The organism is Bradyrhizobium sp. BRP19 (genome assembly GCF_020194195.1).
In the GTDB taxonomy this organism is placed as follows: Bacteria; Pseudomonadota; Alphaproteobacteria; order Rhizobiales; family Xanthobacteraceae; genus Bradyrhizobium; species Bradyrhizobium yuanmingense.
The window spans coordinates 1-11,415 of sequence record NZ_JADYVZ010000040.1; the positions used below are offsets into that span (position 1 = coordinate 1).

Genomic DNA, 11,415 nt, shown 5'->3' on the forward strand with positions numbered 1-11,415 from the left:
CCATCGCTTCCAACTTGTCGATGAGATCGCGGTCGTTCCCCTCCGGCTCGGCCTCGGTCGCCTCCAAGCCAGCCAAAATCTCCTTGATGCGGTCGATCGAGGACAGGATCACCGTCACCGCCTCGGCGGTCACAGGCATGCCGTCGCGGAATTTGCCCATCAGGGTCTCGCCGGCATGGGCCAGCGCTTCCAGCCGCGGCAGGCCGAGGAAGCCGCAGGTGCCCTTGATGGTGTGGACCAGGCGGAAGATGTTATCCAGGATCTTGGCGTTGTTCGGCTCCTGCTCGAACTTCACCAGCTGATTGTCCACGGTGTCCAGGCTCTCGCTGGTCTCCGTCAGAAACTCCCGCAACAGATCATCCATGAGCTACGCCTTACTGACCCGGGCCGCAAACGCGACGTCCGAGCCACCCTTGGCACGGACGGACGCCCTATTTTGGATCGTTAGACATCCCCTTTCACAGTCCCGTTAATTTCATCCTCCGTGCTACTACGGATTTTGAAGAGAAGTTTGCGGTTCTGCCGCGTGTTGCAGCGCTTTTCGGCAAAACCATCCCCGCGCCGCAACGGCGAGAGCCGCGCGGTAAACGAGCCACTAATCGCGCGACGCGGCGTGCGAGAAAGTCCTGCTCGTGAAGAACGATAGAGGCGGTCGAGGCAAGCCGGCCGCGCCCTCGTCGCGCGAGTGCTTGGGCGTTGCCGGATCTAGGCGGTCCACGCTCGAGGTAAACGAAGCGTTACCCCGCGGGGAAAGCGGCTCGTGTCGCGCTAACCGAGCTGCACGGCCGTGGCAATGTCGGAGCGGGGGCGAGGCTCTGCCAGGCAATCGTTGATGGCGGCGAGCAGCGCGTGCGGCGTGAACGGCTTGCGCAGACAGCGCGCGGCGCCGAGCTCCAGCGCCATCCGCAGGAAGTCCGGCGCGGGCGAGTCCAAATTCGCGAAGGCGTAGCCGGACATCGCGATCAGCGGAATGACCGGAGCCCGGTCGTGGAAAATCCGGATCGATTCGAACCCGCGCATGTGCGGCATGAAGATGTCGATGATCATCAGATCGAATTGCTTGTGCTCGAGGGCGCGCAGTCCGGCTTCACCACCCTCGGCGATCGTCACCCGAAAATTGTTGCGCTGGAGGTAAACCTCGATGGCCATGCACACCATCGGGTCATCGTCGACGACGAGAATATGGCGCAGATCGTCTCGCCCGGATTGAGCTTCCCGTTCCGGCGATTCAACAATCGAACCGTGGGGCACGCCTTTCTCCTTTGCTTTCGATGAGAGATGAAACTAACATTTTTGCGGACGCGGTCGAGGCGACGCGAGCCGGCCCAATGGCCAGCGCGACTGCAATGCCTTCCGGCTCCTGAGGCCCCCTTGCCGCTTTTTCCCTGCGCAATCGTTGCAGGACGGCCGCCTCGTCAACGAATCAGCGTGCGCTACTTAATTCCGCCGCAAACGAGACAGGCTGTCTGCCCTCTAACGGGTATATGGACGACACCACAACCTTTAGATTAGTATTTGCGCGCCGTGCAACTGAGTGACGAAGGCCGCCGCGCCCAGCGTCCATCGAACCCGCCGGATTAACCTGCATGACCGTGAGCGGCCGCCCGCCCAACCAGCTGCTGCAACTGCTCGATGCCGCGGATTTCGATCTGCTGCGTCCGCACCTCGCGCCGGTTGAAATGGTCAGCAAATCTGTCGTGGGCGAGATCGGCACTGCACCGAGACATGTCTACCTCCCGCATGGTGGATGCGTTTCGATCAGGGTGAGCCTGTCCGAAGGACAGACGATCGAAATTGCGATGCTGGGCCGCGACAGCGTCGTGTGGGCCGGTGCGGCCCTTGCCGACGGCATCTCGCCGATGGACGCGGTTGTGCTGTTCCCAGGAGCTGCTTCCGTGATCGAAATCGGAGTTTTCCGCGCGGTCGCGACCGCAAGCGCACGCCTCCGCAAGCTGATGGTCCGCCACGAGCAGGTCATGCTCGCGCATGTGCAGCAATCGCTGCTCTGCAATACGCTGCATCCGGTCGAGGCGCGGCTCGCGCGTTGGCTGCTCCGCGCCCACGACCTGTCCGACGGCCAAATCCTGCCGCTGACCCAGGAGGCGCTGGCGCAGATGATCGGCGTCCGCCGCAACGCGATCTCGCTGGTCGCGCATGCGCTGCAGCGCGCCGGCATCATTCACTACAGCCGCGGCCAGATCGAGATCATCGATCCCAAGGCGCTGCTGGCGACGTCCTGCGGCTGCTATTCGGCGGTGAAGGCCCATCACCTGCGCCTGATGGGAGTCGTGGCGTGACGGGAGCACGATGCGATCTCTGTGTTCCGACGTGCACGCAGCGTCGATGCATCGCCAGGGCCGGACAACTTGTCTCAATTGCCAATATATCCCGCCGCGAGGATGATGGAACTTACCCGCGCACCGCGTGAGTGCAGGCGTGCGATTCCCAGGTGCAAGGGTACGGAGGAGGCAGCTTTGGAAAGCATGGCGCGTCCGTCCAACGGTTTCCTGTCCGCACTGTCGGCAGACGATTATGAGTTGATCCGCCCGCACCTGCGAACTGTGGATCTGCCCCACGGGGCGGTGCTGGTCGAGACCGGCGAGACGCTCATGCGCGCCTATTTTCCTCACCGCGGCGTCATCTCGCTGGTGGTTGAACTGGCCAAAGGCGAGCATGTGCAGGTCGCCATGATCGGCCGTGGCAGCCTGCTCGGAACGCTCGCCATCGAGGGTGATGCGTGTGCGTTGAACACCGCCATCGTGCTGGTTCCCGGCGCCGCCTCGGTGGTGGATCTGGACCGCCTGCGCATGGCCGCCGATCAGAGCAGCGCCCTGCGCACGCAGCTTGCGCGTCACGGGCTGGCGGTCTACGCCCAGGTGCAGCAAACCGCGGGCTGCAACGCCGCTCATCCGGTGGAGTCGCGGCTGTCGCGCTGCCTGCTGCACACGCATGACATGTCGGGCGAGTCGCGTCTGCTGCTGACACAGGAGACCATGGCTCAGATGATCGGGGCCCGGCGCAACAGCGTGTCGCTGGTCGCCAACTCCCTGCAGCAGGCCAATTTCATCCACTACAGCCGCGGACACATCCAGATCACCAACCTGGACGGGCTGCGCCAGACGGCGTGCGAATGCTACGCCGCCGTGAAGGCCCAGTACGACCGGCTGCTCGGCCCGCCCTGAACGCCGCGGTCGCTTGGTAAACCGCGGGCTAATGCCGGCCTGCAAACACCAGCCATCCTGCTACCAGAACTGAAATTCGAAGGCCGTACAAACGCGACATGCCTCGCGCGGCGGCGTGCCGCGCGACACGAACCGGGATCAGGGCAGGCAAGACATGTTTGACGTCACCGTCGGGCTTGCGAACGCGATCGATGCCGAACCCGCGCGCGAGCCGCGCGCGTACGAAGCGCTGGTGCGCGAGATCGGCGAGGACGGTGCCGGCGAAGTGCGCGACGTGTTCTGGAGCGAGACCTGCGCGCGCCTGGAATCGTTCCGAACGCTCTCGCCTGCGCAGCACCACGCCAGGATCGCGCGCGAAGCACATTCTTTGAAGAGCGCGGCCGGAACGTTCGGCTATCTCAGGCTGGCAGCGCTGGCGCTCCGGCTGGAGAAAACCGCGGAAAGCCTCGGCGAGACCGAATTCCGCGCGCTGCTGGACCTGATGGATGCGGCCTACGCCGCCGCGCATGCGCAGGAGCCGCAAGGCTAGCTCGCTTGGGATGCGCGCTCGTCGCGCTGCTTCGCGTGAAAACGCTCCGAACTACTCGCGCGTGCATTCCCGCCGTACTTCTACGGTTTGCGATTTTCACAGATGGCTAATCATAGCTGGCGATAGTCCCGGAAAACCAGGAGGGTTTTCCATGTTCACCTACGAGACCGCAGACCAGAAGGAGGTTCGTCGCTTCCGGATCGCACAGTTCAACGGCCGGATGGCGACGGTGAAGGCCGGCGAGTCGACCGTGACCGGCTTCGTGCGCTCGGTGCTGGAGCAGGAATCGAGCATGCCCCCCCGCTGGACCATCACGATCATTCCGAGCGCGCCGAAGGAAGAGATCAAGCCGCTGCGTCCCACCTCGCGCGCACGTCCCTTCGCCGAAGACTATTTCTGAGCGCCACGGATTTCCCAACTTTCGAGATAGGCGTCGGGTCTCGCCCGACGGCGGGCGACGGGCCCGGCCTCAGTCGATCGAATGCAGCAGCGCCGCACGGACGAGGTCCGCGGTGTTGCGCGCACCGAGCTTGCGCATCGCCTCGGCGCGATGGCTCTCGAAAGTGCGCGGACTGATCTGCATGCGAAGCGCACCCTGCTTGTTCGAGTAGCCTTCGCTGATCAGCCTCAGCACCTCGCGCTCGCGCCTGGTCAGCCGCTTCTGGCCCGACGGGCCGATCAGATCGGCGCTCGGCGGCCGCGGCGGTTGCAGCACGCGGACGGCCTTCGATTCCGCTTCTTCGGACGGGCTGGGTAAGCCGCCCTTGGAGCCGCCCTTGGGCGGGCCGGCGAGCTGCTTGACCAGGCCGCAAACGCGCTCGGTCTGGGCCAGCGCGTTCTCCACCACCCGCTGCAAATAGGCGCGATCGCCGGTCGCGGGGACGAGCTGATCGCTGTGGTGCTTGATCTCGCCCATGTAGAGCAGCAGCGCGGTCAGGGGGCCATTGAGCTCGCGGGCGATGGCAGCCGCCATTTCGTCGGCCGCCTTGGCACGCAAGGCGCTCAGGCGGGCGAAATCGAGCTCTTCAGCTGAAGCAGCGCTGCTCTCGTGCCATGCCGACGGCCGCGAATCGGTGGCCGTATCATTCTGTGACCCCATGTCACTCGTTTAGCGGAACCGGGGCGGCTCTGTGATTAACTTTTTGCTCCGTATGACTACGGTGATTTAGACGGTTTTACGCTGAAATGACGACTTCGGCACAATTTGTGCTTGCGCGGTGCCGCACGCGACCATGCAGCGGTTGAGTTTTCTGCCGAAATCGTGGGGTGGGAACGGGAAAGCTCCTCGGCGAACGCCTTGCTCCGACATCCACCCCCCGGATTTTACGGATTAATTAACGGCGACTTGCTTCTCTAGAGAGGTTGAGAGCGCGCAAATGCCTCCACGCATTGGACCCGCAAGCCCGCGGGACACGCTGCGAAAGATTGCGTGCCATGGACGAGATCGACCGGCTATCGGAATTTCTGCAGAGGCTGACGCCGCTGTCGCGCAGCTGTCTGCTCAGCGAGCTCGAACGGCTCGAGCTGTGCGGCATCGAGATGCCGGGTTCGGCCGACATCCAGGCCCGCTTGCGCGCCGAATTCCGCAAGGACGGATCGACCCAGGCGCGCGCCACCAGCCCGTCGCGCTATTTCTTCGCGCCGCTCGAGCTGCTGCTGATCGATGGCGCGCCCGAGCATGCCAACATGGGGCGGATCTCGCGCAATACCCTCACCCCGATCTGGGAATGGATCTGCCGCGACCTGCTGCCGACCATGGCGCGCGACTACATCAAGGCGATCGGCGACCAGGTCGCGGCCAACAACCCGAAGGAAGTCCAGAAGATCGCCTCGACCTTCCAGATCAAGGTCGTCAAGGTCCTCGAGAGCACCCTCACCTCGCCCGAGAGCGCCGAATCCGCGCGCGCCAAGCTGGGGCAATATACGGCCTCGCGCACCGCCTTCGACGAAGTCGTGAAGATGCTGCACGTGTTGCGCGCCGGCGATGCACTGCCGAAGTTCAACGAGAAGCTGCCCGAGAAGATCGCGAAGTTCGACGACGGCCAGGTCGCCCAAATCACCGCGCAGCTCGACGCCTTCAAGAAGGCCCATCCCCAGGCACTGCCCTTCGCGCTGGCGCTGGTGGCGCGACGCCTGAGGACGTCCTGGCAATTGGTGCGGCTTGCCACCAAGCCCGCGGCGAGCAAGGCCGCCGCGGACGTTGCCGCCACGCCCTATGCCTGCGTCGTTCCCATGGTGCTCGACCGGCTCGACGACAAGCGCCTCGCGCTTCGTGTCGCACTCCGGCACAACCGGGTGCTGATCGCCCGCGACCTGCTCGCCGACATCTACGACACCGAATATGCGCTCAAGGTCCGCATCGACGGCATCGAGCAATGCGAATGGGGCGTCCGCCTCCAGCAATTGATGGATGCAATCGCGGCGCTGGTCTCCGCCGAGGTGAGCCGCTTCCCTGCCAATGTCGGCCACATCCTCGGCTCGCGGCGGCTGCGCAGCCACGATACGCTCGGCGGCAAGCTGAGCTATCTGGCCTGGAAGGGACGAGACGCGATGCAGGACGGCGCGGCGGCGTTCCGCAAATTGATCGGGCAAACCTAAAGCGTTTGAGCATGATCTTTCCGGAAAACCGCTGCACACTTTTCCGGATCATGCTCTAGATCCGGTTCGGCCGCGAAAAGCCACGATGCGCCGCGCGGCTAGCGCGGCAGGCACAGGAAGCGATCCATGAATCGCCCTGACAGCACGAACCTGAACCACCAATACATCATTCGCCGCATCGACATAGCTGTAGTCCTCAACAGCCCTCCACCGGCTCGGGGGAGCTTTAGCGCGAGCGCGGCAACACGCGTGTGATGTGCTTCACATTCTCGGCCGCCGGCGCGGACCCGTTGTCGCACGACCGTCACGAGCGAAAGGCGGCGATGCGCGCATCGCGGGAAGACGCAGCGTGAAAGCCGCCGCCGATTCACGTTGCGCCGGCTTCATCGCCGCCTCGCGACAACCGCGCGCGTGCACCCAAAGATTTCGTCGACAAATTAGCTCGAATTGCAGGGCTTAACGTTACTCAGATAATTCAAGAACGAAGTGAAGCTCTCCTTATTTGAACCCACGCTCCGCGTTTAAGAAACCGTCACGGAACGGGAGTGGTGTACGATGAACGATGGGATGATTGAACTCGTCGGACGAAGGCCTGTGACCTTCGGACGGCGAAAGGTGACGCCGCGCGCCTGCGTGGCCGACAGCAAGCGTCACTTGCGCGCGTTCCTCAGCGAGATCCTCGAGGATCTCGGCTTCGTCACCTGCGAATGTGCCAGCGCCGACGAGCTGAAGACGGTGCTCGCGAGCGAATTGCCGGACCTGATCCTGCTCGGCGTCGCCGCCGACGGCATCGAGCCGGGACGATTCCTCGAAGTCCTGGTGCGTGAGGCATTTGCCGGCAAGGTTCTCGCCGTCGGCGCCCGCGATTCGATCATCGTCAAAGCCGTACGGCAGGTCGGCGACGAATATGGCCTTGCGATGCTGCCGCCGCTGACAACGCCTTTCGCCGCGGAGACGCTGCGCGAGCGCGTTGCGATGCTGCTGCCGGAGGAGCCGGCGCCGAGCCCGGCCGTGCATGTCGGCGAGGCCTTGCATGCCGGCTGGCTCGAGCTCTGGTACCAGCCCAAGATCGACGCGCGCACGCTGGTCCGCAACGGCGCCGAGGCATTGGTGCGGATGCGGCATCCGACCTGGGGCGTGGTGCCGCCGGCCTATTTCATCCCGGAGCCGCACGATCCGCATTTTCGCGAGCTGTCGGAGTTCGTGATCGATCGCGCCGTGCAGGACTGGCACTATCTTCTGGAGCAGCAAAGTCCGGTCGACCTGTCGATCAATCTTCCCGCCGCTTATCTCAGGGAGCCGCAGGCGGTGCGCGATCTGTGCCGCCGCGTGCCGACGCACCCGGCCTTCGGCGGACTGACGGTCGAGATCGACAGCGAGGAGGCGATCCGCGAGCTCGATTTCCTCGCCGAGGTCGCGCGCGAGGTCGGCCTGCACAATATCGGCCTGTCGATCGACAATCTCGGCGCCAACTGGCCGTCGCTGATGGAGCTGGACAAGATTCCCTTCGTTAAGCTGAAGGCCGACCGGCAATTCGTCACCGGCAGCGGCGGCGATCGGTTGAAGCGCACAGTGTGCCGTCACATCGTCGAGCTGGCGCAGACCTTCGGCGCGCGCGCGGTAGCACAAGGGGTCGAGAGCCGCGCCGACCTCATCGCAGCGAGCGAGATCGGCTTCGATGTCGTGCAGGGCTTTCTATTCGGCAAGCCGATGCCGCTGAAGAAGTTCGCGAAGGCCGCGCTGACGCGCACCGTGATGGGATGACCGCGTTCGCTACGCCGTTTCCTCGCGGAGATCTGCCGTTGACCGCATCGCTCCTGGCTTGCTCGGCGCGCCGCCTTCGTGAGCGGAATCGAGGTGGAGCGCGAAACCGCGCGCTCCGGGAGACTCGAGCCCGGCGCGGAGCTGCATGCTCGGAATGACGTAATCGCCGCCATTCTGGCGCCGATAGGGAATCGGCAAAGTTGTCGCAAGCGTTCTCATCCGCTCGCGCAGGCGTTCGGCCGTCGCGCCGAAAGCGGCTTCATCGAACCTGTCGGCCTGATAGGCCACGAACGGCGGCAGGACGTCATATCCGGGATAATAGAGAATGCCGTGATTGATCGGAAACAGCAGGTCGTCGATCGGCCCGTTGACCCCGCGGGCGGAATAATGGTCCTGCCAGCCGCCGGCCGTCACGATCAGCATCGCGCGTTTGCCGGCCAAGGTCCCCTCGCCGTAACGGTCGCCCCAGCGCTTGTCGCTGTGCTCGCCGACACCATAGCCGAAGCCGTAGGCGAACACGCGGTCGACCCAGCCCTTGAGGATCGCAGGCATGCTGAACCACCACAGCGGAAACTGCAGAATCAGAGCGTCCGCCCACAGCAGCTTCTCGATCTCGCCCTTGACGTCGGCAGTCAGCGTGCCCGCCTCGAACGCCTGCTTGGATGCCGCGGCGACCGCGAGACGCGCATCGACCGGCAGCGACGGAAAGTCGCCGCGGTCGACCTCGGACTTCCAGCCTTCGGCATAGAGGTCAGAGACCCGCACCTCGTGCCCCTGCGCCTCGAGCTCTCTGACGGCGACATCCCGGAGCGAGCCGTTGAGCGAGCGCTGTTCAGGATGGGCATAGACGATCAACACTTTCATGTTCGGGCACCGTTGGATTGAGGATTGTCGCTCGGCAGATAGCGCGGTGGCCCGCGATCCGGTAGACGTAGCCGATGGATAAGATTGTGCCGGAAAATGGATAGGCCGGAGGTTACGCTCGAGCGCATGCGCAGCTTCGTGCGCGTTGCCGAGCGCGGAAGCCTGTCCGCGGTCGCGCGCGAGCTCGGCGTCGGCCAGTCCACGGTGACGCGGCACATTCGGGAGCTGGAGCAGGCGGTCGGGGTGCCGCTGCTCACCAGGACCACGCGCAGGGTCACCGTGACGGAGGAGGGCCGCAATTACTACGCCGACTGCGTGCATGTCCTGCGTCTCGTCGAGCAGGCCGGTGATGAAGCGCGCTCGACGCGCGGCGCGCCGGCCGGAACGGTGCGGGTCTCCTGCACCGCGGCGTTCGGCGTGCTCCACGTCAGCCGCTTGATATTCGCCTTCCAGGACGCTTATCCGGAGGTCTCGGTCGACCTCAGCCTGACCGACGAGCGGATCGACCTCGTCAGAGAGGGCGTCGACGTCGCGCTGCGTCTGGGGCCGCTCGCCGAAAGCACGATGAGGCTGAAGTCGCTCGGCCAGTCGCGGCGAGTGCTCGTGGCCGCACCCGATTATCTTGCCGCGCGTGGCCGGCCCGCGCGCCCGCAAGACCTCGCCAAGCACGAGGGCGTTCGGATGTCCAACATCGCCGGCAGCGATGTCCTCGTGCTGCAGGGGCGCCGCGGTGGCCGCCACGCGATACCCTTCAACGGGCGGCTGCGCCTCGATCACGGGCTTGCCGCGCGTGAGGCGCTCGCGGCCGGCCGCGGCATTGCGCCGGCGCATCTGTGGCTGGTCAGCGACCTGCTCGCGGGCGGCAGGCTCGAACGCGTGCTGCCGGACTATTCGCCGCCGCCCGTGCCGCTGAACATGCTGATCGTGCCGGAGCGGTCCGGCATTGCGCGCGTACGCCTCCTGGTCGATTTCCTCGCCGGAGAGATCGCGCGACTACCCGGGATCGAAAGGCCCCAATCAGGGCTTTCTGTTCGGCAAGCCGATGCCGCTGAAGAAGTTCGCGAAGGCCGCGCTGACGCGAACGGTGATGGGGCAGCAGTGAGGCCTAGCGGCAGACCCAGACGCCGTTGACCAGCACGCGAACGCAGGCTGGCGCGACGACGGCGGCTCCTGCGGCTGCTGCACCGACGGCGGCGCCACCGACCACGGCACGACGCGTCGTTCGACGTGCGACGCCCGCAACACTCGCCGGCGTCGCTGGCCGCCCGACTCGGGCTTCCGCGCTCTGGATCGCGAGTGAAAGACCGTCCTCGGCCGACCACTGCACCGAGCCCAATGCTGCGCAGACAACAACGGCGCCGGCTAACCACAATTTCGTTCGGTGTCGCATGACGTCCTCCTCCGCTTTTCCTGCGTTTAGAGGCAGCCACCGCGCCGGAACAGGCATTGATCTAGATCAAGGTTTGGCTCACGCAAAGCGCCGCGCGAAGAAGACGCAGGCGACCACGATTGCCGTCGCGGCGATCATGCTGCCTGCGACCGGCTCGCCGAGCAGAAGGCCGGCGAGCGCCAGACCAAAGAACGGCTGCAGCTGCTGCAGCTGGCCGACGCGGGCAATGCCGCCGATGGCGAGCCCGCGGTACCAGAAGATGAAGCCGACGAACATGCTGAAGACGGAGACATAGGCGAGCCCGATCCAGGCGGGCACACTGACGCCGCTCCAGACCGGCGGCCATGTCAGCACGGCGAGCACCAGCATCAAGGGCAGCGCGAGCAGCAGCGCCCACGAGATCACCTGCCAGCCGCCGAGGCGGCGCGACAGCGCGGCGCCCTCGGCATAGCCAAGGCCGCACAGCACGATCGCGGCGACCATCAGCAGATCGCCTTGAAGCGAGGCCGCGTCGTCGCCGGCGAGAGCAAAGCCGGCCACCGTTGCGCTGCCGAGCCCAGCGAACAGCCAGAACAGCGGCCGCGGCCGCTCGCCGCCGCGCAGCACGCCGAAGATCGCGGTCGACAGCGGCAGCAGGCCGATGAAGACGATGGAGCGCGCGGACGTGATGTGCTGGAGCGCGAGCGCCGTCAGCAGGGGAAAGCCGACCACGACGCCGATGGCGACGATGGTGAGCGAGGCGAGATCTCCGCGCTGCGGCCGCGCCTGCCGGAGCACGGCGAGCACCGCCGCCCCGATCAGCGCCGCGATGACCGCGCGCGCCGAGGTCAGGAACAGCGCCGAGAAGCCCCCCACCGCCACCCGCGTCGCCGGCAGCGAGCCGCTGAAGATGATGACGCCGAGAAGCCCGTTGCCCCAGCCGCTGGCGGAAGAGTGCATGTTGGTCTCGCTTGGTGGGGGGCGGCGGATCGGGTGCCGGGGCGGTTGAACGCTTCGCGTGATGGCATGGAGCAACAAAAGTTTGAAAACAACCCCATGCACAGTAGACGGGGGTTGCAAGATCAATGGGTTAGGTGGGGGGCTGGACG

The 11,415-nt window shown here is 65.3% G+C and carries 12 protein-coding genes and 1 pseudogene; 7 read left to right on the forward strand and 6 right to left on the reverse strand.

From position 1 onward, the window contains the following. Together I6F36_RS37855 and I6F36_RS37860 are read right to left on the reverse strand one after the other, a co-directional pair. Positions 1 to 364 (reverse strand): Hpt domain-containing protein (locus I6F36_RS37855; RefSeq protein WP_225172792.1); only part of this gene is annotated, 364 nt, incomplete at its 3' end. A gap of 404 nt (positions 365 to 768) precedes the next feature. Beyond that, complete coding sequence (locus tag I6F36_RS37860) at positions 769 to 1,191, reverse strand: response regulator (RefSeq protein WP_162131166.1); 423 nt, start codon at positions 1,189 to 1,191, stop codon at positions 769 to 771. Between the two features lie 395 nt (positions 1,192 to 1,586). On the opposite strand from I6F36_RS37860, the gene I6F36_RS37865 reads away from it, so the two are divergent. The 4 genes from I6F36_RS37865 (at position 1,587) to I6F36_RS37880 (ending at position 4,111) form a co-directional block, all read left to right on the forward strand. After that, the gene (locus tag I6F36_RS37865) at positions 1,587 to 2,297 is read left to right on the forward strand and encodes a Crp/Fnr family transcriptional regulator (protein WP_225173218.1); all 711 of its coding nucleotides are present in this window, start codon (positions 1,587 to 1,589) and stop codon (positions 2,295 to 2,297) included. Between the two features lie 186 nt (positions 2,298 to 2,483). Beyond that, positions 2,484 to 3,182, forward strand: coding sequence for a Crp/Fnr family transcriptional regulator (locus I6F36_RS37870; protein WP_192893380.1), 699 nt, complete (start codon positions 2,484 to 2,486; stop codon positions 3,180 to 3,182). A 154-nt stretch (positions 3,183 to 3,336) separates the two neighbouring features. Beyond that, the gene (locus I6F36_RS37875) at positions 3,337 to 3,711 is read left to right on the forward strand and encodes an Hpt domain-containing protein (protein ID WP_036008515.1); all 375 of its coding nucleotides are present in this window, start codon (positions 3,337 to 3,339) and stop codon (positions 3,709 to 3,711) included. Between the two features lie 151 nt (positions 3,712 to 3,862). Continuing rightward, positions 3,863 to 4,111 carry a hypothetical protein gene (locus I6F36_RS37880; RefSeq protein WP_036024694.1) on the forward strand — a complete coding sequence of 83 codons (249 nt, stop codon included), beginning with the start codon at positions 3,863 to 3,865 and terminating at the stop codon, positions 4,109 to 4,111. Between the two features lie 69 nt (positions 4,112 to 4,180). Here I6F36_RS37880 and I6F36_RS37885 read toward each other — a convergent pair whose 3' ends face one another. Next, on the reverse strand, positions 4,181 to 4,810 hold the full coding sequence (locus tag I6F36_RS37885; protein ID WP_057026527.1) for a helix-turn-helix transcriptional regulator: 630 nt from the start codon (positions 4,808 to 4,810) through the stop codon (positions 4,181 to 4,183). 335 nt (positions 4,811 to 5,145) lie between these two features. Here I6F36_RS37885 and I6F36_RS37890 point away from each other — a divergent pair, with 335 nt between their 5' ends. Both I6F36_RS37890 and I6F36_RS37895 read left to right on the forward strand, forming a co-directional pair. Further along, entirely contained in the window at positions 5,146 to 6,309 is a 1,164-nt protein-coding gene (locus I6F36_RS37890) for a hypothetical protein (RefSeq protein ID WP_225173219.1), read from the forward strand. Positions 6,310 to 6,864: 555 nt separating this feature from the next. Continuing rightward, complete coding sequence (locus I6F36_RS37895; RefSeq protein WP_225173220.1) at positions 6,865 to 8,073, forward strand: EAL domain-containing protein; 1,209 nt, start codon at positions 6,865 to 6,867, stop codon at positions 8,071 to 8,073. 9 nt (positions 8,074 to 8,082) lie between these two features. Here I6F36_RS37895 and I6F36_RS37900 read toward each other — a convergent pair whose 3' ends face one another. Next, positions 8,083 to 8,937: an NAD(P)H-dependent oxidoreductase gene (locus I6F36_RS37900; RefSeq protein ID WP_225173221.1), complete on the reverse strand. Its 855-nt coding sequence runs from the start codon at positions 8,935 to 8,937 to the stop codon at positions 8,083 to 8,085. A gap of 96 nt (positions 8,938 to 9,033) precedes the next feature. Between I6F36_RS37900 and I6F36_RS37905 the strand changes: the two are divergent. Further along, positions 9,034 to 9,960: pseudogene (locus I6F36_RS37905) on the forward strand (LysR family transcriptional regulator); the annotation flags it as partial. Positions 9,961 to 10,042: 82 nt separating this feature from the next. Here I6F36_RS37905 and I6F36_RS37910 read toward each other — a convergent pair. Both I6F36_RS37910 and I6F36_RS37915 read right to left on the reverse strand, forming a co-directional pair. Next, the gene (locus I6F36_RS37910; RefSeq protein WP_036024702.1) at positions 10,043 to 10,327 is read right to left on the reverse strand and encodes a hypothetical protein; all 285 of its coding nucleotides are present in this window, start codon (positions 10,325 to 10,327) and stop codon (positions 10,043 to 10,045) included. Between the two features lie 78 nt (positions 10,328 to 10,405). Beyond that, the gene (locus I6F36_RS37915; RefSeq protein WP_225173223.1) at positions 10,406 to 11,266 is read right to left on the reverse strand and encodes a DMT family transporter; all 861 of its coding nucleotides are present in this window, start codon (positions 11,264 to 11,266) and stop codon (positions 10,406 to 10,408) included. Between the last annotated feature and the right edge of the window lie 149 nt (positions 11,267 to 11,415).

Excerpts from the sequence above, each read along its gene's own strand:
- I6F36_RS37890 (WP_225173219.1), top strand. The coding sequence starts at position 5,146 with ATGGACGAGATCGACCGGCTATCGGAATTTCTGCAGAGGCTGACGCCG.
- I6F36_RS37870 (WP_192893380.1), top strand. The coding sequence starts at position 2,484 with ATGGCGCGTCCGTCCAACGGTTTCCTGTCCGCACTGTCGGCAGACGAT.
- I6F36_RS37915 (WP_225173223.1), bottom strand. The coding sequence starts at position 11,266 with ATGCACTCTTCCGCCAGCGGCTGGGGCAACGGGCTTCTCGGCGTCATC.
- I6F36_RS37895 (WP_225173220.1), top strand. The coding sequence starts at position 6,865 with ATGAACGATGGGATGATTGAACTCGTCGGACGAAGGCCTGTGACCTTC.
- I6F36_RS37875 (WP_036008515.1), top strand. The coding sequence starts at position 3,337 with ATGTTTGACGTCACCGTCGGGCTTGCGAACGCGATCGATGCCGAACCC.
- I6F36_RS37880 (WP_036024694.1), top strand. The coding sequence starts at position 3,863 with ATGTTCACCTACGAGACCGCAGACCAGAAGGAGGTTCGTCGCTTCCGG.
- I6F36_RS37900 (WP_225173221.1), bottom strand. The coding sequence starts at position 8,937 with ATGAAAGTGTTGATCGTCTATGCCCATCCTGAACAGCGCTCGCTCAAC.
- I6F36_RS37885 (WP_057026527.1), bottom strand. The coding sequence starts at position 4,810 with ATGGGGTCACAGAATGATACGGCCACCGATTCGCGGCCGTCGGCATGG.
- I6F36_RS37910 (WP_036024702.1), bottom strand. The coding sequence starts at position 10,327 with ATGCGACACCGAACGAAATTGTGGTTAGCCGGCGCCGTTGTTGTCTGC.
- I6F36_RS37865 (WP_225173218.1), top strand. The coding sequence starts at position 1,587 with ATGACCGTGAGCGGCCGCCCGCCCAACCAGCTGCTGCAACTGCTCGAT.